The organism is Sphingomonas sp. GlSt437, from assembly GCF_048015635.2.
GTDB lineage: Bacteria > Pseudomonadota > Alphaproteobacteria > Sphingomonadales > Sphingomonadaceae > Sphingomonas.
Genome location: NZ_JBPGYA010000001.1, coordinates 1,479,023 through 1,500,568, shown reverse-complemented (window position 1 = coordinate 1,500,568; position 21,546 = coordinate 1,479,023). Strand labels below are relative to the sequence as shown.

24 protein-coding genes are annotated in these 21,546 nt (G+C 67.0%); 13 read left to right on the top strand and 11 right to left on the bottom strand.

The window, feature by feature from the left end:
- Window positions 1-139: 139 nt before the first annotated feature.
- The 4 genes from ACLB0R_RS07380 to ACLB0R_RS07365 all read right to left on the bottom strand — a co-directional run bounded on the left by ACLB0R_RS07380 (window position 140) and on the right by ACLB0R_RS07365 (window position 5,572).
- On the bottom strand, window positions 140-1,447 hold the full coding sequence (locus ACLB0R_RS07380) for an amidohydrolase family protein (protein ID WP_416642623.1): 1,308 nt from the start codon (window positions 1,445-1,447) through the stop codon (window positions 140-142).
- Window positions 1,444-2,895, bottom strand: coding sequence for an amidohydrolase (locus ACLB0R_RS07375; protein ID WP_416642622.1), 1,452 nt, complete (start codon window positions 2,893-2,895; stop codon window positions 1,444-1,446). Before ACLB0R_RS07375 ends, ACLB0R_RS07380 begins: the two co-directional genes overlap by 4 nt.
- 204 nt (window positions 2,896-3,099) lie before the next feature.
- Complete coding sequence (locus ACLB0R_RS07370) at window positions 3,100-4,161, bottom strand: hypothetical protein (protein ID WP_416642621.1); 1,062 nt, start codon at window positions 4,159-4,161, stop codon at window positions 3,100-3,102.
- Window positions 4,162-4,288: 127 nt separating this feature from the next.
- Window positions 4,289-5,572 carry a S8 family serine peptidase gene (locus tag ACLB0R_RS07365; protein ID WP_416642620.1) on the bottom strand — a complete coding sequence of 428 codons (1,284 nt, stop codon included), beginning with the start codon at window positions 5,570-5,572 and terminating at the stop codon, window positions 4,289-4,291.
- A 103-nt stretch (window positions 5,573-5,675) separates the two neighbouring features.
- On the opposite strand from ACLB0R_RS07365, the gene ACLB0R_RS07360 reads away from it, so the two are divergent.
- The 4 genes from ACLB0R_RS07360 to ACLB0R_RS07345 all read left to right on the top strand — a co-directional run bounded on the left by ACLB0R_RS07360 (window position 5,676) and on the right by ACLB0R_RS07345 (window position 8,211).
- Complete coding sequence (locus ACLB0R_RS07360) at window positions 5,676-6,164, top strand: RNA polymerase sigma factor (RefSeq protein ID WP_416643036.1); 489 nt, start codon at window positions 5,676-5,678, stop codon at window positions 6,162-6,164.
- A complete protein-coding gene (locus ACLB0R_RS07355) occupies window positions 6,161-6,901 on the top strand; it encodes an anti-sigma factor family protein (RefSeq protein WP_416642619.1) in 741 nt (246 codons plus the stop codon). Before ACLB0R_RS07360 ends, ACLB0R_RS07355 begins: the two co-directional genes overlap by 4 nt.
- Window positions 6,902-6,971: 70 nt before the next feature.
- On the top strand, window positions 6,972-7,763 hold the full coding sequence (locus ACLB0R_RS07350) for a metallophosphoesterase (protein WP_434953805.1): 792 nt from the start codon (window positions 6,972-6,974) through the stop codon (window positions 7,761-7,763).
- A 16-nt stretch (window positions 7,764-7,779) separates the two neighbouring features.
- The gene (locus ACLB0R_RS07345) at window positions 7,780-8,211 is read left to right on the top strand and encodes an acyl-CoA thioesterase (RefSeq protein WP_416642617.1); all 432 of its coding nucleotides are present in this window, start codon (window positions 7,780-7,782) and stop codon (window positions 8,209-8,211) included.
- Window positions 8,212-8,215: 4 nt separating this feature from the next.
- Here the strand turns inward: ACLB0R_RS07345 and ACLB0R_RS07340 are convergent, their stop codons facing one another.
- From ACLB0R_RS07340 to ACLB0R_RS07310, 7 genes are all read right to left on the bottom strand, one after another.
- Window positions 8,216-8,995, bottom strand: a complete 780-nt coding sequence (locus ACLB0R_RS07340; RefSeq protein ID WP_416642616.1) for a crotonase/enoyl-CoA hydratase family protein — start codon at window positions 8,993-8,995, stop codon at window positions 8,216-8,218.
- Between the two features lie 91 nt (window positions 8,996-9,086).
- On the bottom strand, window positions 9,087-10,628 hold the full coding sequence (locus tag ACLB0R_RS07335; RefSeq protein WP_416642615.1) for an acyl-CoA synthetase: 1,542 nt from the start codon (window positions 10,626-10,628) through the stop codon (window positions 9,087-9,089).
- Between the two features lie 81 nt (window positions 10,629-10,709).
- Window positions 10,710-11,027, bottom strand: a complete 318-nt coding sequence (locus tag ACLB0R_RS07330; protein WP_434953804.1) for a winged helix-turn-helix domain-containing protein — start codon at window positions 11,025-11,027, stop codon at window positions 10,710-10,712.
- A 51-nt stretch (window positions 11,028-11,078) separates the two neighbouring features.
- Window positions 11,079-11,321 (bottom strand): hypothetical protein, encoded by a 243-nt coding sequence (locus tag ACLB0R_RS07325; RefSeq protein WP_434953803.1) that lies wholly within the window; start codon window positions 11,319-11,321, stop codon window positions 11,079-11,081.
- Complete coding sequence (locus tag ACLB0R_RS07320) at window positions 11,321-12,301, bottom strand: transposase (RefSeq protein ID WP_416642612.1); 981 nt, start codon at window positions 12,299-12,301, stop codon at window positions 11,321-11,323. Before ACLB0R_RS07320 ends, ACLB0R_RS07325 begins: the two co-directional genes overlap by 1 nt.
- A complete protein-coding gene (locus ACLB0R_RS07315) occupies window positions 12,289-13,236 on the bottom strand; it encodes a hypothetical protein (RefSeq protein ID WP_416642611.1) in 948 nt (315 codons plus the stop codon). The genes ACLB0R_RS07320 and ACLB0R_RS07315 overlap by 13 nt, the downstream gene beginning before the upstream one ends.
- Before the next feature lie 7 nt (window positions 13,237-13,243).
- Entirely contained in the window at window positions 13,244-13,402 is a 159-nt protein-coding gene (locus ACLB0R_RS07310) for a hypothetical protein (RefSeq protein WP_416642610.1), read from the bottom strand.
- A gap of 134 nt (window positions 13,403-13,536) precedes the next feature.
- On the opposite strand from ACLB0R_RS07310, the gene ACLB0R_RS07305 reads away from it, so the two are divergent.
- The 9 genes from ACLB0R_RS07305 (at window position 13,537) to ACLB0R_RS07265 (ending at window position 21,529) form a co-directional block, all read left to right on the top strand.
- Window positions 13,537-13,977 (top strand): PaaI family thioesterase, encoded by a 441-nt coding sequence (locus ACLB0R_RS07305; RefSeq protein ID WP_416642609.1) that lies wholly within the window; start codon window positions 13,537-13,539, stop codon window positions 13,975-13,977.
- On the top strand, window positions 13,974-14,381 hold the full coding sequence (locus tag ACLB0R_RS07300) for a PaaI family thioesterase (RefSeq protein ID WP_416642608.1): 408 nt from the start codon (window positions 13,974-13,976) through the stop codon (window positions 14,379-14,381). The genes ACLB0R_RS07305 and ACLB0R_RS07300 overlap by 4 nt, the downstream gene beginning before the upstream one ends.
- A gap of 120 nt (window positions 14,382-14,501) precedes the next feature.
- Window positions 14,502-15,059: a ribosome maturation protein RimP gene (gene rimP, locus ACLB0R_RS07295; protein ID WP_416642607.1), complete on the top strand. Its 558-nt coding sequence runs from the start codon at window positions 14,502-14,504 to the stop codon at window positions 15,057-15,059.
- A gap of 3 nt (window positions 15,060-15,062) precedes the next feature.
- The gene (gene nusA / locus ACLB0R_RS07290) at window positions 15,063-16,685 is read left to right on the top strand and encodes a transcription termination factor NusA (RefSeq protein ID WP_416642606.1); all 1,623 of its coding nucleotides are present in this window, start codon (window positions 15,063-15,065) and stop codon (window positions 16,683-16,685) included.
- 116 nt (window positions 16,686-16,801) lie between these two features.
- On the top strand, window positions 16,802-17,494 hold the full coding sequence (locus tag ACLB0R_RS07285; RefSeq protein ID WP_416642605.1) for a DUF448 domain-containing protein: 693 nt from the start codon (window positions 16,802-16,804) through the stop codon (window positions 17,492-17,494).
- Between the two features lie 42 nt (window positions 17,495-17,536).
- Window positions 17,537-20,170 carry a translation initiation factor IF-2 gene (gene infB, locus ACLB0R_RS07280; protein ID WP_416642604.1) on the top strand — a complete coding sequence of 878 codons (2,634 nt, stop codon included), beginning with the start codon at window positions 17,537-17,539 and terminating at the stop codon, window positions 20,168-20,170.
- The gene (locus ACLB0R_RS07275) at window positions 20,171-20,551 is read left to right on the top strand and encodes a glyoxalase superfamily protein (RefSeq protein ID WP_416642603.1); all 381 of its coding nucleotides are present in this window, start codon (window positions 20,171-20,173) and stop codon (window positions 20,549-20,551) included.
- On the top strand, window positions 20,538-20,954 hold the full coding sequence (gene rbfA / locus ACLB0R_RS07270; RefSeq protein ID WP_416642602.1) for a 30S ribosome-binding factor RbfA: 417 nt from the start codon (window positions 20,538-20,540) through the stop codon (window positions 20,952-20,954). Before ACLB0R_RS07275 ends, rbfA begins: the two co-directional genes overlap by 14 nt.
- Window positions 20,954-21,529, top strand: coding sequence for a thymidine kinase (locus ACLB0R_RS07265; RefSeq protein WP_416642601.1), 576 nt, complete (start codon window positions 20,954-20,956; stop codon window positions 21,527-21,529). Before rbfA ends, ACLB0R_RS07265 begins: the two co-directional genes overlap by 1 nt.
- Window positions 21,530-21,546 lie beyond the last annotated feature (17 nt).

Below are 21,546 nucleotides of genomic sequence, written 5' to 3'. Positions count from 1 at the left end.
CGCAGGCGGCGCCGGCCAGCCATCGCGAGCCACGCGCCCGGGCTCACCGGCGATGGGCGACGGTGATCGAGACTCGCTTTTCGGACAGTCGCTCTGGTCTATCACGAAAACGCTGACCGCGCGTTGGAAACTTGTGCCCCTACCGCTCGTAGGCTTTGGGCAGCGCCCCTTCCTGCGGCTGGGTGTAGCGCTTCAACAGCTCGTCCTGGCGGGTGTGGAGCGGCTGCTTGACGCCGTCGATATAGACCGCCGCGACGCTGGTGCCGAGTTCGAGCGGGTCGCCGTCCCAGATGACGACGTCACCATGTGTGCCGGGCTTGAGTGAGCCTAGATCATTGCCCAGGCCAATCGCTTCGGCCGGCTTGGAGGTGATCGCGGCGAACGCCTCGTCCCAGCTCAGCCCCGTCGCGCCCGGCACGCGGCCGATACCGACGAGATTGCCGGCATATTGCTTTTCCAGCCGCGCTTGGCGCGCATCATTGTCGTTGATCGTCCCGATGCCGACCAGCACGCCGGCCGCTTTCATTCGCCCGACATTGCTTTCGGTCGCGGCGAGCTGCTCGAAACTCACCGGCAAATCGCCAAGAGCGGACGCGATCACCGGAATGTGCGCGGCAGCGAGATCCTTGGCGATCGTCCAGCCTTCGGCAGCGCCCACAAACACCATGCGCAGCTGCGGCATGTCACGCCGGATCGCGATCAGCGCCAGCATGTCGGAGGCGCGCTCGACATGGATGAGCAGTGGCATGCGGCCATTGACGACGGGCTCGAGCGCGACCGCGTCAGCCCGGGTAAGCAACGCGTCGCGCCCCTGATCGGGCCAGGTGCCGCCGCGCTTAGCGAACTCGCGCGCCTCGAGCAGCGCCTGCTTGAACGCCACGATCGCCGCCGCGCGGCTGCCGCCCGCATTGCGCGCGCCGGTTTCACCATATTCCATGAACTGGAACGCGCGCGGCACGGTGACGGCGTTGCGATCCGCGCCGAGGTCGATCACCGCGCCTTGTCCGGCCCAGATCGAGCCGCCGGCTTCGGGTGCGACGATGGCGCGCGTGATGCCTTCGGCGCGGTTCAACGGTATCGAGCTCGACAGCGGGTTGACCGCCGGCGCGATGTCGATCGATGCGTGGAACGGGCTGTTACGCGCGTTGGTGTCATTGGTCTGCTCGACACCGTCAACCTCGACGATGCCGAGTCGCGTGAAGCCGGCGACGATGCCGGGGGTGACATAGCGCCCGCCGGCATCGACTACCTCGGCCCCGGCGGGCACCTTTACCGATTTGCCGGCAGCCGCGACGCGACCATCTTTGACAACGACCGTACCGCCGTCGACCGGCGGTGACCCATCGCCGATGACGAGCTTGGCATTGGTGATCGCGACCGTCTGCGCTATTGCCGGGGCGGCGGCGAGCGCGAGCGGGGCGGCGGCGAGGAGGACCAGGCGCTTCACTTCACGTCTCCCGATCCGGGCTGGCCAAGTTCAAAGTCGGATACGGGCCGTCGCCCCGAGTCATGCGCGTCGTACATCAGCGCGCCATCGATCCACACCATGTCGGGCCGGGTATAGACGCTGAACGGGTTGCCGTTCCACAGCACGACGTCGGCCATCTTGCCGGGCTTCAGGCTGCCGGTCTTGTCATCGATGCCGAGCGCCTTGGCGGGATTGATCGTCAGCCATTTCCACGCCTCTGCGTCCGATATCTCGATGCCCGCCCGGCGGCCAGCAGCGAGCGCCTTGGCGACTTCCTGGTTCAGGCGCTGAATGCCGTTCTCGTCGTCGGAATGGATCATCGCGCAGGCGCCCGCCTTGGTGAGCAGCGCGAGATTTTCCTTGATCGCGTCATAGGCTTCCATCTTGAAGCCCCACCAATCAGCCCACACTGCCGCGCAGGTGCCGTTGGCCTTCAGCAGATCGGCGATCTTGTAGGCCTCGACCGCGTGGTGGAAGGCCGAAACATGGTAGCCGAATTCCTTGGCCATATCGAGGACGATGCCCATCTCATCGGCGCGGTAGCAATGGTTCTGGACGAGGATTTCGCCCGATAGCACGCCCGCCAGCGTATCCATGCCGATGTCACGCGCCGGAGGCTCGCCGCCCGAATTCTCGTACTTGTCCCAGCGGCGCTTATATTCGACCGCGCGTGCCCAGGTTTGCCGATCGACCGCGATATTGCCCATGCGGGTGGAAGGCTCGCGACCCTTGCTGCCATAAACGCGCTTGGGATTCTCGCCGCACGCCATTTTCAGCCCATATTTGGCGCCGGGGAATTTCATCCCCTGCTCGGTGCGGGCATAGACGTTCTTGATGACGACCGAGCGCCCCCCCATCAGATTGGCCGAGCCGGGCAGGATTTCGAGCGTCGTCACGCCACCATTGGCCAGCGCGCGGCTGAAGCCGGGGTCTTGCGGCCAGACGCTGTGTTCGGCCCACACATCGGGCGTGGTGGGGCTGGTCGCCTCATTGCCGTCCGAATTGGCTTGGACGGCGGGCGAGGGATAGTCGCCCAAATGGCTGTGGATATCGATGACGCCGGGCGACACCGTCTTGCCGGTGCCGTCGATCACCTTGGCGCCAGCGGGTGCGGAAAGCTGCTGACCAACCGCGACGATCTTGCCATCGGCGAACAGCACCTGGCCGCCGTCGATCCGCCCGCCTTCGCCATCGAACACGGTGACGTTGGTGATCAGCGTCGGCACGCCGGGATAGGGGTGGTAGGTCGAGGGATAAGGATCGTGGCTATAGCCCTTGCCGGCACCGGGGCCCTTGGCGGCAGGCGGAGCGGCGGCCGCCGACTTGGGCTTGGCGCCGCCGTCGGTCGCGCAGCCGGCGAGAAGCGCGGCACTGGCGAGCAGCGCGAAAACGGTGCGGCTGGAGCGTGAGTGCGCGGCGCTGGCCATGCTGGATCCCCCATTAAATCGGCGCGGCTGAACCCCCTCGCCCGGTGCGCCAACATTTCCCGACTGCCGCGCGCTGTCAATCCAGCTGGACAGAGCAAATGTCACTATTTCGGGCGCATAGGGGAAAGCCCCCGGTGCCAGGGCAAGCACCGGGGGCGGCTGGCCGGCAAATTGGGGGAGCCGGCGCAGCGTTGATGATCGAGCTTACTGGTTGGTGTTGGTGGGCTCGTTGTCAGCCTTGGCGGCGTGCTTCACTTCGCCCTTGCCCATTGCCGAGACCAGCACATTGCCGTTGCCCGAGAAGTTGGACGCGGGCAGCGTCGCCAGCTTGTCGCCAACCTTCATCCGCACCTGCTGAACCCGGCCGCGGGCATTGTTGCTGACCGACTGGACCGTGCCGATGACATGGCCCTTGGCATCGGTGACGGGCATGCCCGGCATCACCGCGAAGTTGCCCTGGCCATTGGCGCTGCCATTGCCGGCGAGCGACAACATGCCGAGCGCGCCACTGCCATTGGCCGCACCGCTCGCCGAGCCGTTGCCCTGCGCCGTGGCGGCGCCATTGGCATAGCTGGTCGCGCCGTTCAGCGCTCCCTGGCCGTTAGCCGCGGCGTTGCCCGCCACGGTGCCGGCACGGGTGCGGACGGCACCAGCGGTGTTGGTCGCCCGATCCCGAACAGTACCCGCCGTGGTCAACGCCCGATCCTTGGCGGCGGCGGTGGTCGTGAGCGCCCGGTCACGCGCGGTGCCGACCGTATTGACCGCGCGATCCTTGGCCGCCGTCGTCGTGGTCAGCGCTCGGTCCCGAGCGATCCCCGCGTCGTTGCGCGCCGTGCCGACGGCCTGGCTCGTGGCCGAGCGCACCGCATCGGTGCCGATCAGCTGCGCATCGGCGCTGCCATTGGCCGAGCCCTGCGCATTGCCGGTCAGGTTGGCGGTAGGGCCCGTCGACGAGGTGCTGGTGATGCTGTCGGTCAGCGAGCCATCGACCGAGCGGCTGGCCGAGACATGGCCCTTGCGCGTATCGACATGACGCTCGCCCTGCGTCGACAGCGTGCCCGAGCTGGAGCTGTTCACCGAGCGATCGACGCTGTTCGGCAGGTCGGGGAGCGAAGGCCCACGGCTTACGGCGCCGCCCAGACCACCACCGAGGCCGCCGCCCAAGCCGCCGCCAAGGCCACCGCCGCCACCCAGGATCTGCGCCTGAGCCGGGATCGCCGCCATGGCAACCGCGATGGCCGCCGTACCGATCAGAAACTTTTTCATGATGTCCGTCCTTTCCCTTGGTTCCGTTGCCTTGATGTCGAAGTCCGGATCGTTTCACCGGACTTGCTGCGACAACGACGGACGGCGGAACTTTAATCCCGCGGGCACGAAAATTTTTAACATCAGCCTATTTCAGCGGTGTACGGCACGCGCTGCACAGCAATCCGCGACCGATGCGGCTCGACGGCGACCGTCCATCGGCGCGGGCTGCAGCGTTGAGTGCTTGGATCAGCGACGCCACGCGGCTCGGGTCGGGCGTCGTGTAATGGCGTGCGGCAAGCGCGGCGACGAGCGGCGCGGCGAAGGACGTGCCCCGCACCGGCATGGCATTGCCGCGCGCGTCGGCTGCGAGCATGTCGGCGCCGGGCGCGGCATAATCGAGGTGCAGCGCGCGGCCCGCTTCGATCAGCACCCGGTCATGGCCGTCGACCGCCGTCACCGCGATCACGCCCGGATAGGAAGCGGGGTAGGCGGGCGGCGCCGCCGGCCCGTCATTGCCCACCGCCGCGACGATCACCATGCCGCGCGCCTGTGCTGCTGATACCGCGCGGGCGAGCAGCGGATTGCTGGGGCCGACCAGACTGATGACCGTGACCGGCACGCGCGCCTCGACAAGCCAGCCGAGCGCGCGGGCAATGGCCAGCGCGTTGCCGCCGGCGGGATCGTCGCCATAGACATCCGCTGCCCATAACGCGCTTCCCGGCGCTGCGCCGCGGATGCGGGCCGTGCCCAGCATCAGCGAGGCAACCGCGCTGCCATGGTTGCTCGGCTGGCCGGCGCCGCGCGCGAAACCGGCGTGCGTGACCGTGCCGTTGAGACCGGCCGCGCTGCTCGGTGCGCCATCGATCATGCCGATTCGCGCGGGCGCCGCGCCACGTTCCGGCGCGGGTGCCTCGCTGCTGCCATGTCCAGCCGCGACCCCGCCCGCCGGGAAATGAAGCACGTCGGCCGACACCGCCTTGCCGCTCGCCAGTTTGCGAATCGCCTTGATCGCGGCCGCCAGCGATTTGCCCGGCGGCGGTCGAAAGCGGGCATAGCCGATGTCGAGCCCGGCAATGCGGCTCTGTTCGATCAGCGTGAAGCCGGCCTTGGTCGCGGCGTTGACGGTTGCGGCGTCGGCATCCTGAACGATTACCTCGTCGGCGCGCGCCGCATCGCCATGGTCGTCGCGCGCGATGTCGCCGGGATGCGCGCGGACCAAGCTATCGATCCGGTCGAGCCGTTCCTGCGCCAGCCGCGCCACCGCTTGCGGGACCTCCGCAACGCGATCGACGGTCGCGTCCAGCCGTTCGGCCACTTGCCCCACCGAAGGCACGCCGGGCACCGCCGGCAAGCCAGGACCACCCGGCAGCAATTGCGCCAGCGCCGCGACCGGCAGCATCGCAGCGGCAAGAGCGGTGAGCCATTTCATGCGTTTGTTTCTAGCCATCGCAAAAATTCCTGTCATGCCTGGGATGAAACGGCTGATCCCGCTCGTTTCATCCCGCGAAGGCACGAAGGAGGCGATTGCGGTCGTGGCGTTCGAAGACGAGTTGCTGGCGGTGTTGCCGCGCTTGCGGCGCTTTGCCCATGCGCTCGCCCGCAGCTCGGCCGACGCCGATGATTTGTGCCAGGCCGCCGTGGAGCGCGCGCTCAAGGCGCGCGATCAATGGCAGCCAGGGACGAGGATTGATAGCTGGATGTACCGGATCATGCGCAACAGCTGGATCGACACCACGCGCGCTCGGGCGCGCCAGGCGGAGACTTTTGTCAACGAGGAAGCCGGCGCCGCGGTCGGCGATCGCGGCGATCAGGCGATCGAAGCGACGGTCGAGCTCGGCAATGTCGGGCGTGCGATGCAGAAATTGCCCGATGAGCAGCGCGAGGCGGTTGCGCTCGTGCTGGTCGAGGGCTTAGCCTACAAAGACGCCGCTGCGATTCTCGACATCCCGATGGGCACGCTCACATCGCGATTGGTGCGCGGGCGCGCGGCGTTGATGGAAATGCTGGGAGAAGCGGCATGACCAAGCGCGTCGATATCGATGCAGAAATGCTGATGGCTTATGCCGATGGCGAATTGTCGCCGATCGACGCCAAGCGCGTGGAGCGCGCCATGGCCGCCGATCCTGACTTGCGCCAACAGGTCGATGCGCATCGCAAGCTGCGCGGCATGCTTGCCAACGGGTTCGCGCCTTTGGCCCAAGCGCCGGTGCCTGAGCGGCTGTCGCGATTGCTCGCGGCACCGGCACCTGCGCCCGTGGTGCGGCTCGAGGATTTCCGGCTGAAGCGCCGGCCCTCGCCGGTGCGCTGGCAGCGGTGGGGAATGGGCGTAGCGGCGGCGGCAAGCCTGGTGGTCGGCCTGATGCTCGGCCAGGCGATCCCCGGCTCGGGCAGCGATGGCTTGGTGACCAGCCATGGCGGCGCGCTCGTCGCCTCGGGTGGTCTCGCCCAGGCGCTCGATACCCAGCTTGCCGCGACCCAGACCAGCGGCGCCCCGACCCGCGTGATCGTCACTTTCCGCGATCGCCAGGGCGGTCTGTGCCGGGCGTTCTCGGGGACGCAGCTCTCCGGCATTGCCTGCCGCACCGACAATGGCTGGCAATTGCGCGAAACCCGCGCCGGCAATGCCCGCGCGACGACGGCTTATGCGCAAGCCGGCTCGGCCGATGGCGCGTTGCTCGCCGACGCGCAGGCGATGATGGCGGGCGAGCCGCTCGATGCGGCGGCCGAAGCCGGCGCCAAGGCGAAGGGCTGGCGCTGAGCCGCCCGAAGCGCCGCTATTTGAGCGCCGGCCAAAGCGCGTATAGGCTCAACCGTTGAGCCCGCGCACCGTGCGCGGTGCCACCGGGATGCGCATGGCCTTCAATCCCTTCCGTCGAAACCGAAGTACCGGCGCCGCGCCCGCGCGCTATCGGCTGCCGGCGGGGTTGCGGGTCTATGCGATCGGCGACGTCCATGGTCGCTTCGATTGCCTGCTCCAGATCGAGCGCGCCATCGCTCGCGACCATGGTCTGCGCGCGCCGGTCGAGCAGGCGCTGGTCATTTTCCTGGGCGACTATGTTGATCGTGGGCTCAGCTCGCGCGAGGTGCTTGAACGCCTCACCCAGCCGGGTTTTGCCGGCCTCCCCGCGCGCTACCTGATCGGCAATCATGAAGACGCGATGCTGCGCTTCCTGGCCGAGCCGCGCGATACGGCGGCGTGGCTCAACTGGGGCGGCGCTGCGACGCTGGCAAGCTATGGCATCGCCATTTCACCGACGCCGACGCCCGCGCAATTGACCGCTGCCGGCCGCGCGCTCGCCGCCGCGCTGCCCAAGGCGCACCATGATTTCCTCGTCAGGCTCGAACTTGCGATCGAGCTCGGCGACTTCGCGTTCGTCCATGCCGGCATTCGCCCCGGCATCGCGCTCAACCGCCAGCGCCGCGCCGATCTGCTCGAAATCCGCGAGCCATTCCTGTCGAGCGAGGCGCTGCATCCGCGCCGCATCGTCCACGGCCACACCGTCACCGCCGATCCCGTCATCTTCGCCAACCGCATTTCGATCGACACCGGCGCTTATGCAACCGGGCGGCTGACCGCGGCGGTGATCGAAGACGACCGCGTCGATATCCTCACCAACTGACCTGTCCGGAGAAGCCATGCCCCGCCCCGCGCCCGAGCGGCTGTCGCCCGATCATTATCCCCATCACGACATCATCCAGACGCGGTTTCAGGACCTCGACATATTGGGCCATATCAACAACGTCGCGATGGCGGTGCTGTTCGAAAGCGCGCGCGTGCGCTTCAACCGCGCGATCGGGCTGTTGCGGCCGAGCGGCCATCGCTTTCTGGTCGCGCGCGTCGAGGTCAATTATCTTGCCGAGGGCGGCTTTCCCGATGACGTCGCGGCCTATCACGGTATCGGCCGCATTGGCACGCGCAGCTGGGAGATATTGGGCCTGCTCGCCCAGAACGGCACCCCGATCGCCACCGCCGACGTGACTTTGGTGATGAGCGCAGAGACGGGCGCGACCGAGTTGCCGGAGGACTTGCGGGCGACGCTGGGGGAATGGCGGGTGCGCGCGGTTTAGGCGCTCAATCCACAAACACCGCCGCGCGTTTCTGCATGTTGGCGGCGACTTGTTCCATCATGTTGGGCTTGCCGATCACCGCCATCTGCTCAAGCGTTTCGGTTTCAAGGATCGTGCGTGGGTCGGCGTCGTGCGCCATGTTGGCGAGGCGCTTGATGCCGCGGATCGCGTGCGGGCTCTTGGTAGCGATGTCGCGGGCGAGCGCCATCGCGGCGGCGTGCGGTTCCTCGGCGATGCGGGTGATGAAGCCGTGGCCCAGCGCCTCGTCGGCATCGAATTCGCGCGCGGTATAGGCGAGTTCGCGCAGCACATCGTCGCGCACCAGCCCGCGCCATACTGCCCAGCCCGCCATGTCGGGCACCAGCCCCCAATAGCTCTCGCGGATGGCAAAGCGCGTGCCCGGCGCGGCGATCCGGATGTCGGCCCCCGACATGATCTGAAAGCCGCCGCCGAACGCGACGCCGTGAACCGCCGCGATGACGGGCATCGGCAGTTCGTGCCAGCCCCAGGTCACATGCTGCGGCAAGATGCTGCCCTGGGCGTTGCGCGTCGCGCCGGTGCCCGATCCGCCCGCTGCCATGCTCGCCATGTCGAGCCCGGCGCAGAAAGCGCGGCCCTCGCCCGAGAGCACGACGCAGCGTATGTCGGTGCGGCCGTGCAACTCATCGATCGCTGCGCCGATGGCCCTGAACATGTCCGGGTCGAGCGCGTTCATCTTGTCCGCGCGGGTCAAGCGGACATCGGCGATCTGGTCGGTGACGGTAATCGAGACGCGGTCGGTCATGAAGAAGTCCTTTGTATATCAGTCACCCCAGCGGAAGCTGGGGTCTTAAGCCGCAAGCGACCCCAGCTTCCGCTGGGGTGACGGCAAAAAATCAAACAATCCGGCTCTCGCTATTGCCCCAATAGCGATCCCGCAGCAGGCGCTTGTAGAGCTTGCCGGTCGGGTGGCGGGGCAATTCGGGCGTGAAGTCGATCTGGCGCGGTGTCTTTACACCGGAGAGTTCGGCGCGGCACCAGGCGGTCAGCTCATCGGCGAGCGCGGGCCCGGCTTCGGCCATGTCGACCGGCTGCACCACCGCGACGACGCGCTCGCCCATTTCGGGGCAGGGTGCGCCGATCACCGCGACGTCCGCCACGCGGGGATGCGTCACCAGCCGGTTCTCGATTTCCTGCGGGTAGATGTTCACCCCGCCCGAGATGATCATGAAGCTCTTGCGGTCGGTGAGGTAGAGATAGCCCTCCTCATCCATCCGCCCGATATCTCCTAAAGTCGTCCAGCCTTGCGGGTGCTTGGCCTCGGCGGTCTTGGCCGGGTCGTTGTGATATTCGAACACGCCGCCGCCGCCGAAATAGACAAGGCCCTCGCTGCCCGGCGGCAACTCGTTGCCTGCCTCGTCGCAGATATGGAGCTCGCCATAGGCAGCCTTGCCGACCGAGCCCTTGTGGCTGAGCCATTGCTCCGAATTGATCGTCGTCAGGCCATTGCCTTCCGACCCCGCATAATATTCCTGGATCACCGGACCCCACCACGCGATCATCGCTGCCTTGACCGGGATGGGGCAGGGTGCTGCGGCATGGATTGCGCATTTCAGCGTCGAATGGTCGTATCTGGCGCGCACATCCTCGGGCAGTTTCAGCATCCGGACGAAATGCGTCGGCACCCATTGGCTGTGCGTGACCCGGTAGCGCTCGATCGCGGCGAGCGCGGCCTCGGGCTCGAAATGCTGCATCATGACGACCGTCATCCCCAGCCGCATTGCCGTCATCGACCAACGCAAGGGCGCGGCGTGGTAGAGCGGCGCGGGCGAGAGATAGATGCCATCAGCCGTGAAGCCGTACAGCGCCTGCGCCAGCATCACCAACACGTTCGGCGCGGTGATCGCCGGGTCCTCGGGCAGTGCCACGCGCACGCCTTTGGGGCGGCCAGTCGTGCCCGAGGAATAGAGCATATCCACGCCGGCCCGTTCATCAGCGATGGGTTGGGCAGGCATGGCGGCGACAGCGTCGTCCCAGCTTGCCCAGCCAGCAAGAGCGCCGCCCTGCACATAGCGGCGCACATCAGGCAGCAGCGTGGTCAGCTTCTCCGCAACTCCCGCCAGCCTCGCCGACACGATCAACAATTTCGCCCCCGAATCGCGGACGATATAGTCGACCTCGGGCGCGGTCAGCTTCGACGAGATGCAGACATAGAACAGCCCCGACCGCTGCGCGCCCCAGGCAATGCCATAGAATTGCGGTACATTCTCCATGAACAGGGCGATCGTGTCGCCGATCTGGAGCCCGAGCGAGCGGTAAAGCTGCGCGGCGCGGTTGGACGCGGCATCAAGCGCGGCATAGGTCAACGCCTCACCGGTTTCCGCGACGATCAGCGCGGGTTTGTCGGGCATTGCTTGGGCATGGACGCTGGGGTGCATCCGCCTCTCCTCGATTATCGTTCTAAGGCTTACGCTATCGGCGCGGATGAAGAGGGGCAATCGCCAAATCGCGATCCACTCTTAGCCGACCAGCATATAGCCACGCCCTTTTTCGGTGCGCAGCACCGGCTCGGCAAAACCGCGATCGAGCCGCGCGCGCAGCCGCGAGACATGGACCTCGACGACGTTGGTGCCCGGGTCGAACGGCAGATTCCACACCTGGCGCAGCAGCTCGCCGCGACCGACTGGTCGCCCCGCTTGCTCTGCAAGGTAACGCAGCAAGCGATATTCGCGCGGCAACAGCGCAATCGGTTGCCCTTCGCGGGTGACGCGCTGAGCCAGCCGATCGATGCGGATCGGTCCGACGCACAAGGTGGACGGGCTGGATCGGCGCGCCAATGCGGCAAGGCGGGCAGCGACAAGCGCATCGCTCGCGGTGGCGTCGATCGCTTAGTCAGCGCCGGCGTCGAGGGCGGCGATCACCGCACGGTCATCGGCAGGCGCGACCAGAAGCGCAATCGGCCCCATCGACCTTGCCGCCGCATCGGCGGGCAGCGGCGCGTCCATCAGCAATATGCCGTTGCCGGGGTCGACCGCAGCAAGATGTTCATGGCGTATCAGGTCAAGGCCACGAGCCGCCAGCGCGCTATCCAGCCCCGGCCGGTCGATCGCTATGCCATGGACGCAATACATCAAATGCGGAGGGTAGCGTCCTCCATTGCGTCCAGGCCGCGAGATACCTCGGTTTCGGAGCTTGTTGCGCGCGCCTTTGTTGCCTCGATGCGTTGGCAGAGGAGGGCGGCATGACCGGAGACGTACCGATCAGGATCGTGCGTTGCGGCGGCGTACCATCGGTGGCGCTCGGCAGCGGTCTCCAGCGTTGCGGCAACCGCACCCAGAGCAGTGACGCGCATGCGCGGGGCGGGGTGGCGACGCGCAAATTCGTGCGCCAGGTCGACGCCGTTTGCCGACCCGAAGGCGGCGGCGAGCGTCAGCAGCGCTTCGGACGCGGTCGTCGTCAGGCCCTGGGCGATCGTGCCCTTGGCGATGTCGAAGCGGAACTGCTCGGCCCAGGGTTGCGCGGCGTCATAGCCAAGGATGTTGAGCGACACCGAGAAGCTGTCGGGCGGCAACTGGACATGAACGTCGCGCCGCGCCCGGTACAGCATCAGCCGATCGGGCTCGAGCCGCGCCCGCTCGACGAAGCGCAAGCCGGCATGCTCCCCCGGCACGCCGAGCACCGCCGCGCCATCATACTCGTAATAATCGCTCCAATAGCCCGGCCCGAGATAGCCATAGGTCAGGAACGGGAAATTATGGTCGTGCGGCATGTCGTAGAAGAAGGGCGCGGTGCCGCTCGCGCGAACGATGGCGTCGTCGCGCGCCGGCCAGCAATTGGCGCGCAGCACATAGTTACCGTTGGGCGGGGCGAGCAGGATTGCTTGGGCGCCATAGGCCGCACTGCCGTTCGCATCGGCGGTGCGGCGCTGCTTGAGCGTGTCGATTGCAAGATCGCCGAGGAAATCGCGGTTGCGCCCCAATCGCGCGAGCAGCGACCCGAGCGCGGCAAAGGCGTCTTCATCGCGCGCGTCGATGGTTGCTTGGTCGAGCAGCTCGATCAGCGTCGCGACATCGATCGCGTCGCCGCTGCCGGCGTCGATCAGGCGGGGCATGCGATCCCGGCCTCAGCGAGCATCGGCAATGTCGCGGTGGCGGCGGCACGAACTTCCGGATGAGGATCGAACGACGCCATTTCAGCGAGACGCGGCGCCGCGCTCGCGGCATCGAGCGCAAGCCATTCGCGCATCGCCGACCAGCGGCGGAAAAAGGCGGCATCGTGCGTCGCGGCCGCCAGGCAATCGCCGGCATCGCCCCGCCCCATCACGCGCAGCATCGTCAGTAGCATGTCACTGCGCGCGCCGCCTTCGTCGATCATCGCGACGCGGCGCAATCGACCATCGGCCGTCGCATAATCGCGCATGAAGGGCGCGGCGCGGTCGCGAAAGATCGCGGTCAGCGTCGCGACATCGCTGGTCGCCGCCCCCATCAGCGTGCCCTGGTGCCGCCCGTCCTGCACCAGCACCGCGCCATCGGCGGGGCAGACCGGCGCAATCTCACGCGCGGGTGGGGCTGTGGCGATGGAGAAATCGTGGGCGATCGGCGGCGCTTGCCAGCGCCGCAAGCGGACGCCGCCGGCGCGGTGATAGCGCACGATCGTCAACCGCCCGGCCATCAGCACCCCATCGGGCGGCGGCAGCGCAGCAAGCTTATCGGCGCGCGTGACGCTCGCGCTCAGCCGCAGCAATGGATGGTCGATCAGCTGCGCCCCGATCCGCAGGCCATCGCGACTGACGCGAAGCGGCGGCGTCAGCCAGGGTTCGTCCCGCAGGGCATCGACCAGTGGCGCGAGCAGCCGGGCAGCAAGGTCATCGTCGCTGAGCAGATCGGCAACGGCGTCAATGGCCTGAGGCTCGGCAAGCTCCTGAATGGCGTCGAGGCGCGCGAGGAGATCGGTTACTTGAGCACTGCGGCGCCAAGCTCGCGCGGCATCAGCGGATCGCGCCGCCGCTGCGGCCAACGCTTCGGGATCCGGCGCCGCCGCTGCCATTATCGGCTCAGTTGCCCGGGCCGGGCTCAATCTCGTAGATCAACAGCGCAATCGCGATGATAAGATCGAACAGCCCGTCATCAACCATGTCCGCGATGCGCACGGCACCGGCCGTGGCGACCTGGGTGGTAAGATCGGCAATCTGGCCGATATCGAGTCCGATCATCTTATGGTTCCCCGCTGGCGTTTCATGGTTGCGCGTCGCTTAGCTTGATCGCGCCTGCCCAGGCTCGCCAGTTACAAGCCTGTAATGTCGCGCCGCGCTTGCGCGCCGCCGCCGCCACGGTAAGGGGACCGGCCATGGATGTGTCCGCGCTCCCGCCGTTCGACCCTGCCCGCTTCCTCGCGCGCGGCATTGGCGGCCATGGCGGCGCGCTCGGCATCGTCTATCGCGCGCACGGGCCCGACTGGGCGGAACTCGCGCTGCCCTATAAGCCCGAACTGGTCGGCGATACCGATCGCGGCATCATCGCCTCGGGCCCGATCATCACGATGATGGACATGGCGACGAGCATGGCGGCCTGGCTGAAATATGGCCGCTTCCGTCCGCATGCGACGCTCGATCTGCGCATCGATTACCTCCGCCCCGCCACGCCTGGAATGGCGGTGATCGGGCGCGGCGAATGCTATCGGCTGACGCGCCAGATCGCGTTCGTGCGGGGGCAAGCGCATGATGGCGACCCCGATGATCCAATCGCGCATGTTGCCGGCACTTTCATGGCGACCGAGGTTCCGGCATGAACTTGCCGCCTTATGCCGAACTGTTGGGATTGAGCCTCGACGCGGATGTAGAAGGCGCGCCGGTGCTGGTCATGCCGTTTCGCGGCGAAGTGATGGGGCGGCCGGGCTTTCTGCATGGCGGCGCGATCAGCGGGTTGATGGAAATCGCCGCCATCGCTGCGCTGCGCCAGGCGATCGAGGCAGAGGGCAAAGACTCGGCTGCCCGGATCAAGCCGATCAACGTGACGGTCGATTTCATGCGCGGCGGCCGCGACAAGGATACGCGCGCCATCGGCCTCATCACCCGGCTCGGCAACCGCGTCGCCAATGTCGACGCGATCGCCTGGCAGGATGACCGCGCCAGGCCGATCGCGCGGGCGCGGATGAATTATCTGCTCGTGCGCGGCGAAGAAGCCGGCCGCTAAGCGCTTGCACGACTGGCGCGACCGGCCTATATCGCCGCTGCGCATTCTCTACATCGGTAACGCTGCGGAGGGTCGGGACCAACGGTTCCGGCGGCGCGCGAACTTGTGTGGAATCGAAGATTGGCCGAACTGATCGACACGTTGACCCGATTGATCGAGCCCGAGGCGAAAGCGCTCGGTTTCGATCTCGTGCGCGTGAGCGTTTTCGGCGGCACCAGCGATCCGACGCTGCAGGTGATGGCCGAGCGGCCCGATACGCGCCAGCTGACGATCGATGATTGCGCGGCGCTCTCGCGGCGCCTGTCGGAGCTGCTCGACGCGCTCGAAGCGCAGGGGCGGGACCCGATCGACCACGCTTATCGCCTGGAAGTCAGCTCGCCCGGCATCGACCGGCCGCTCACGCGCCTGAAGGACTATGCCGATTGGGCGGGGCATGAGGCGCGGATCATGCTGGCGGAAAAGCTCAACGGCCAGAAGCAGTTCAAGGGCGCGCTGGTCGGCGTCGAGGGCGATCAGGTGTCGATCCGGGCGCGCGACGGCGCGGTCCATACGCTGCCCTTCGCCGCGATCGAGGACGCCAAGCTGGTGCTCACCGACAAGCTGATCGCCGCCACCGCGCCGCTCGCGACCGAGGGCGCCGAAGAATTTCAAACCGATACCGAGGACATGGAAGGGTAAGTTATGGCCAGTGCAGCCAGCGCCGTTTCGGCGAACAAGGCCGAGCTGATCGCGATTGCCGACGCGGTCGCCAAGGAAAAGCTGATCGATCGCGGCATCGTGATCGAGGCAATGGAAGACGCCATTCAGCGCGCCGCCCGCGCGCGCTACGGCGCCGAGAACGACATCCGCGCCAAGCTCGATCCGCAGACCGGCGATTTGCGGCTGTGGCGCGTCGTCGAAGTGGTCGAGGCGGTTGACGATTATTTCAAGCAGGTCGACGTCAAGCAGGCCGAAAAGCTGCAGCCGGGTGCGCAGGTCGGCGACTTCATCGTCGATCCGCTGCCCCCCATTGAATTCGGCCGCATCGCCGCGCAGGCCGCCAAGCAGGTGATCTTCCAGAAGGTCCGCGATGCCGAGCGCGAGCGGCAATATGAGGAATTCAAGGACCGCCAAGGTGAGATCATCACCGGCGTGGTCAAGCGCGTGGAATTCGGCCATGTCGTCGTCGATCTGGGGCGGGCCGAAGGCGTCATACGCCGCGACGCGCAGATCCCGCGCGAAGTGGTGCGCGTTAATGATCGTATCCGTAGCCTGATCCTGAACGTCCGGCGCGAGAATCGCGGGCCGCAGATTTTCCTCAGCCGCGCACACCCCGATTTCATGAAGAAGCTGTTCGCGCAGGAAGTGCCCGAAATTTACGACGGCATCATCGAGATCAAGGCGGCTGCGCGCGATCCGGGTAGCCGCGCGAAAATCGGCGTGATTTCGCACGATTCCAGCATCGATCCGGTCGGCGCGTGCGTCGGCATGAAGGGCAGCCGCGTCCAGGCGGTGGTGCAGGAAATGCAGGGTGAGAAGATCGACATCATCCCCTGGTCGCCCGACACCGCGACATTCGTGGTCAATGCGCTGCAGCCGGCCAATGTCAGCCGCGTGGTGATCGACGAGGAAGATGACCGCATCGAGGTGGTTGTGCCCGACGATCAGCTGAGCCTTGCGATCGGCCGTCGCGGCCAGAATGTGCGCCTCGCCAGCCAGTTGACCGGCAAGGCGATCGACATCCTGACCGAAGCCGACGCGAGCGAGAAGCGCCAGCGCGAATTCGTCGAGCGCTCGGAAATGTTCCAGAACGAGCTCGACGTCGACGAGACGCTGGCGCAGCTGCTCGTCGCCGAAGGGTTCAGCGAGCTCGAGGAAGTCGCCTATGTCGAGCCCGAGGAACTGGCCGGCATCGAGGGCTTTGACGAAGACCTTGCTGCCGAGTTGCAGAACCGCGCCCAGGAAGCGCTGGAGCGCCGCGAGCAGGCTGCGCGCGAAGAGCGCCAGGCGCTCGGCGTGTCGGACGAGCTGGCGACGATGCCGCATCTGACCGAAGCGATGCTCGTCACGCTCGGCAAGGCGGGTATCAAGACGCTCGACGATCTCGCCGATCTCGCCACCGACGAGCTGATCCAGAAGCGCCGCAGCGAGCCGCGCCGTCGCAACGACGCCGATGCCAAGCGGAGCGAGCGCAGCGAAGACAAGGGCGGCATTCTCGCGACCTATGGCCTGAGCGAAGACCAGGGCAACGAAATCATCATGGCGGCGCGCGCGCATTGGTTCGATGACGAGCCGGTGACCGCCGACGAGGAAGCCGCTGGCTGATGCGCGCTTTCTCCCTCCAGCCCCACAGGGAGGACGCGTATGCGGCTCTCCCGACATGGTAAGCGCCCGGCAAGCCTGAGCGTGCTGCCCCGCTCTTCCCACCGGGAGAGCGGGCGATGAGCGACGCCATCCGCACCTGCGTGCTGTCGCGCGAGGAAGCGCCGCGCGAGGGGTTGATCCGGCTGGCGCTGGCGCCCGACGGCGCGGTGCTGCCCGATGTGCGCGCGAAAGCGCCAGGGCGCGGCGCGTGGATTGGCGTCAATCGTGCCGAGCTGGAGGTGGCGATCGCCAAGGGCCGCTTGAAGGGCGCGCTGGCGCGGGCGTTCAAGGGCGCGCCGCTCGCCATCCCCGATGATTTGCCGGCGCGGATTGCGGAAGCGCTGGAGCGCGCGGTGCTCGACCGGCTGGGGCTTGAGCTGCGCGCCGGCATGCTGGCCACGGGCTCTGACCGGATCGAGGAAGCCGCGCGCGCCGGTCGGCTGCATCTGCTGCTTCATGCGGCCGATGCGGGCACCGACGGCAATCGCCGGCTCGATCAGGCCTGGCGCGTCGGGCGCGATGCGGAAGGATCGGGCGAGCGGGGGTTGGTAATCCCACTGTCGCGCGCCATATTATCGGTGGCGCTGGGGCGCGAAAACCTGGTCCATTTGGGGGTCACGGATCGTGCTGCGGCCGGGCGCATCCGCTCGGCGATCGACCGATGGTTGCATTTTACCGGCCCGGCCCGGGCAGGAGAGCCTTGCGAAACCGCGTCGCAGGGCGCATCGGCGTTCCGCGCATCGGGCGTGGATGCCGCCGGGCCACAATGATCTTGGCCGACATGAATTTTTTGAGGACGTTGAGCAAGCCTGATGAGTGATGAGAACGACAAGCCGAAGCTGGGAATGCGCGCGCCGCTGGGCGTGAAGCGCACGGTTGAGACCGGCAAGGTAAAGCAGAGCTTCAGCCACGGCCGCTCGAACACGGTGATCGTGGAAACGAAGAAGGCGCGCGTGCTGCGTCGCCCGGGCGATCCGATGCCAGCCGCGCCTGCTGCCCCCGAGCCCGCGCCGGCGCCCGCGCCCCAAGCGCGTGCCCCCGAGCCGCCGCGGGCGCCTACGCCTGCGCCGGCAAGCGCGCTGTCGCGCAAGGAGCTTCAGGAAAAGCTGTTGCGTGAGGCCGAGGAAGCCCGGCTCTCAGCGCTTGAGGAAGCGCGCCGTCGCGAAGAGCGCGAAAAGGCCGAAGCCGCCGAGGAAGAGCGCCGTCGCGCCGAGGAAGCGCGTGCGGCTGCCAGGGCCGATGCCGAAACCGATGCGCCGGCCCCTGAACCCGACGTCGAGCGCGTGCCGGAGCCGGTCGGCGCCGAGGCTGATGCGGATGACGACGCCCCGATTGCGCTGGCCCGCGACCCCAATCTGCCGGCACCGCGTCGCTTCACGCCGGTGCAGCGCCCCGCGCCGCCGCCGCGCCGTGCCGAACCGGTCGCTGCACCTGCTCCGACCGCGCCTGCTGCGCCGAGCGGCGGCGGTCCATCGCCCGCACCGCGTCGCCCCGGCCCCGCCTCGCTGCCCGAGCGCCCCTCGCGCGATCGCAAAGGCGGCGACGATCGTCGCCAGTCGGGCAAGCTTACCGTCAACCGCGCGCTGAGCGACGATGGCGGCGCCCGCGCGCGCAGTCTTGCGGCGTTGAAGCGCGCGCGCGAGAAGGAACACCGCCGCCACTTGGGTCCGCGTGAGGCGCAGGCCAAGCAGGTCCGCGACGTGGTGGTGCCCGAGGCGATCACCGTGCAGGAACTCGCCAACCGCATGGCTGAAAAGGGCGCGGATCTGGTGAAGGCGCTGTTCAAGATGGGCATGATGGTCACCGTCAACCAGACGCTCGACCAGGACACGGCCGAGCTCCTCGTCACCGAATTCGGCCACAACATCCAGCGCGTCAGCGAATCGGACGTCGATATTCAGGTCGATACCGCCGAGGATGCGCCAGAGCTGCTCAAGCCGCGCCCGCCGGTGGTGGCGGTGATGGGTCATGTCGATCATGGCAAGACCAGCCTGCTCGACGCGCTGCGCGGCACCGATGTGGTGCGCGGTGAAGCCGGCGGCATCACTCAGCATATCGGTGCTTATCAGGTGACGCTGAAGGACAAGTCGAAGATCACTTTCCTCGACACGCCCGGCCACGAAGCCTTCACCGAAATGCGCGCGCGCGGCGCCAACGTTACCGATATCGTCGTGCTGGTCGTCGCCGCGAATGACGGGCTGATGCCGCAGACGATCGAGGCGATCAACCATACCAAAGCGGCCGGCGTGCCCATGGTGGTGGCGATCAACAAGGTCGATCTCGACAGCGCCAATCCGCAGCGCGTGCGCGAGCGCCTGCTCGAGCATGAAGTGATGGTCGAGGAAATGGGCGGCGAGGTCCAGGACGTCGAAGTCTCGGCGCTCAAGAAGACCGGGCTCGATACGCTGATCGAGAAGATTCAGCTCCAGGCCGAACTGATGGAGCTCGGTGCCAATCCCGATCGCGCGGCGGAAGGCAGCGTGATCGAGGCCAAGCTCGACAAGGGCCGCGGCCCCGTTGCGACGATCCTCGTCAAGCGCGGCACGCTGCGCGTCGGCGATACCTTCGTGGTCGGCGCGGAAAGCGGCAAGGTCCGTGCGCTGGTCAACGACAAGGGCCAGCAGGTCAAGGAGGCCGGCCCGTCGGTGCCGGTCGAGGTACTCGGGCTTTCCGGCGTGCCGATGGCGGGCGATCTGCTTCAGGTCGTCGAAGATGAAGCGCGGGCGCGTGAAGTCGCTGAATATCGCCAGGGCGTGCTGCTCCAGAAGCGCACGACCGCGGCGCCGGCAAGCCTGGAGAGCATGTTCTCCGCGCTCAAGGAAAAGCAGGCAGTCGAATATCCGCTCGTCGTCAAGGCCGATACGCAAGGCTCGGTCGAGGCGATCGTCGCCAGCCTCAACAAGCTGTCGACCGACGAAATCCGCGTGCGCATCCTGCATTCGGGTGTTGGCGGCATTACCGAGAGCGACGTCACGCTGGCGGGAGCCTCGGGCGCGCCGATCATCGGTTTCAACGTCCGCGCCAATGCCAAGGCGCGCGAAATCGCCGAGCGGCAGAAGGTCGCGCTCAAATATTATGACGTGATCTATGACCTGATCGACGAAATCCGCGCCGGCATGGCGGGTGAGCTGGGACCGGAAGCGTTCGAGACGGTCGTCGGCCGCGCCGAAATCCGCGAGGTGTTCTCGGCCGGCAAGCATGGCAAGGCGGCGGGTCTGCTGGTTACCGAGGGCGTCATCAGGAAGGCGCTCAAGGCGCGCATCACCCGGGCGGATGTCATCATCTACACCGGCGAAATCGCCTCGCTGCGTCGCTTCAAGGATGACGTCGCGGAAGTGCGCGCGGGGCTGGAGTGCGGCGTGACGTTCACCCAGAACTTCACCGACATCAAACCCGGCGATTTCCTCGAAACGTTCGAGGTCGAGCTGCGCGAGCGGACGCTGTAATTGGCGACGCTCGGCCATCCCACCCCGATCCTGCGCAGCTTCGATGAGGCGCGGACGAAGGACTTTTACCTCAATTATCTCGGCTTCGAGCTGGTTTTCGAGCACCGGTTCGAAGACTGGGCGCCGCTCTATATGGCGGTGAAGCTCGGCGATTGCGTGCTCCACCTGTCGGAGCATTATGGCGATGCGACGCCCGGCGCTGCGCTGCGCATTCCGGTCGATGACGTGTCGGCCTATATGGCCGACCTCCGCGCCAAGAAGCATGGCAATTCGCGCCCCGGAGAGCCGCAGGAAACGCCCTGGGGCACGCGCGAGATCAGCATTGCCGACCCCTCGAGCAATCGCCTCACTTTCTTCACGCCGATCGATGGCGCGGCATAGCACCAACCCGGAGGAGCGCTCGGTCCGCACGCTGCGAGTCGGCGAGCAGGTGCGTCATGCCTTGTCCGACATCCTGATGCGCGGCGAGGTGCACGACCCGGTGCTCGGCGCGGCGCAAGTGACCGTGACCGAAGTGCGCATGTCGCCCGATCTGCGCAACGCGACCGCCTTTGTGAAGCCGCTGCTCGGGCGGGACGAGGAGGCGGTGCTGAAGGCGCTCCGCCAGAACACCGCTTATCTGCAGAGCGAAGTCGCGCGGAGGGTGAACACCAAATACGCCGCCAAGCTCAAATTCCTGGCGGACGAGAGCTTCGACGAAGGCAGCCATATCGACTCGCTGCTACGCGCACCGCACGTCGCGCGCGACCTCGCAGCGCGCGACGAGGATGACACGCCCGCCTGATGGCCAAGCTCTATTTCTACTACGCCAGCATGAATGCCGGCAAATCGACGACGCTGCTCCAGGCCGACTTCAATTATCGCGAGCGCGGCATGAAGACGGTGCTGTTCACCGCCGCGATCGATACGCGATCGGGCATGGGCGTGATCGGCTCGCGGATCGGGTTGGAGCGCGCCGCCATCGCGTTCGATGGCACGACCGATCTCCACGCCACGGTGCTTGCCCAGGAGGGCCCAATCGCGTGCGTGCTGGTCGATGAGGCGCAGTTCCTCACCCCCGATCAGGTCGATCAGCTCGCACGGCTCGCGGATGAGGCGGGTATTCCGGTGCTATGCTACGGCTTGCGTACCGATTTCCTCGGCGCGCTGTTCCCAGGCTCGGCACGGCTGCTCGCCATTGCCGACGCGCTGATCGAGCTCAAATCGGTGTGCGAATGCGGCCGCAAGGCGACAATGAATTTGCGTGTGGATGCGGCAGGGCGGGCGGTCAGCGCCGGCGCCCAGACCGAGATTGGCGGCAACGATCGCTATTTAGCGCTTTGCCGGCGGCATTTTATCGAGATGCTCGAGGAGCGCTGATATGGTATGCCTACCGC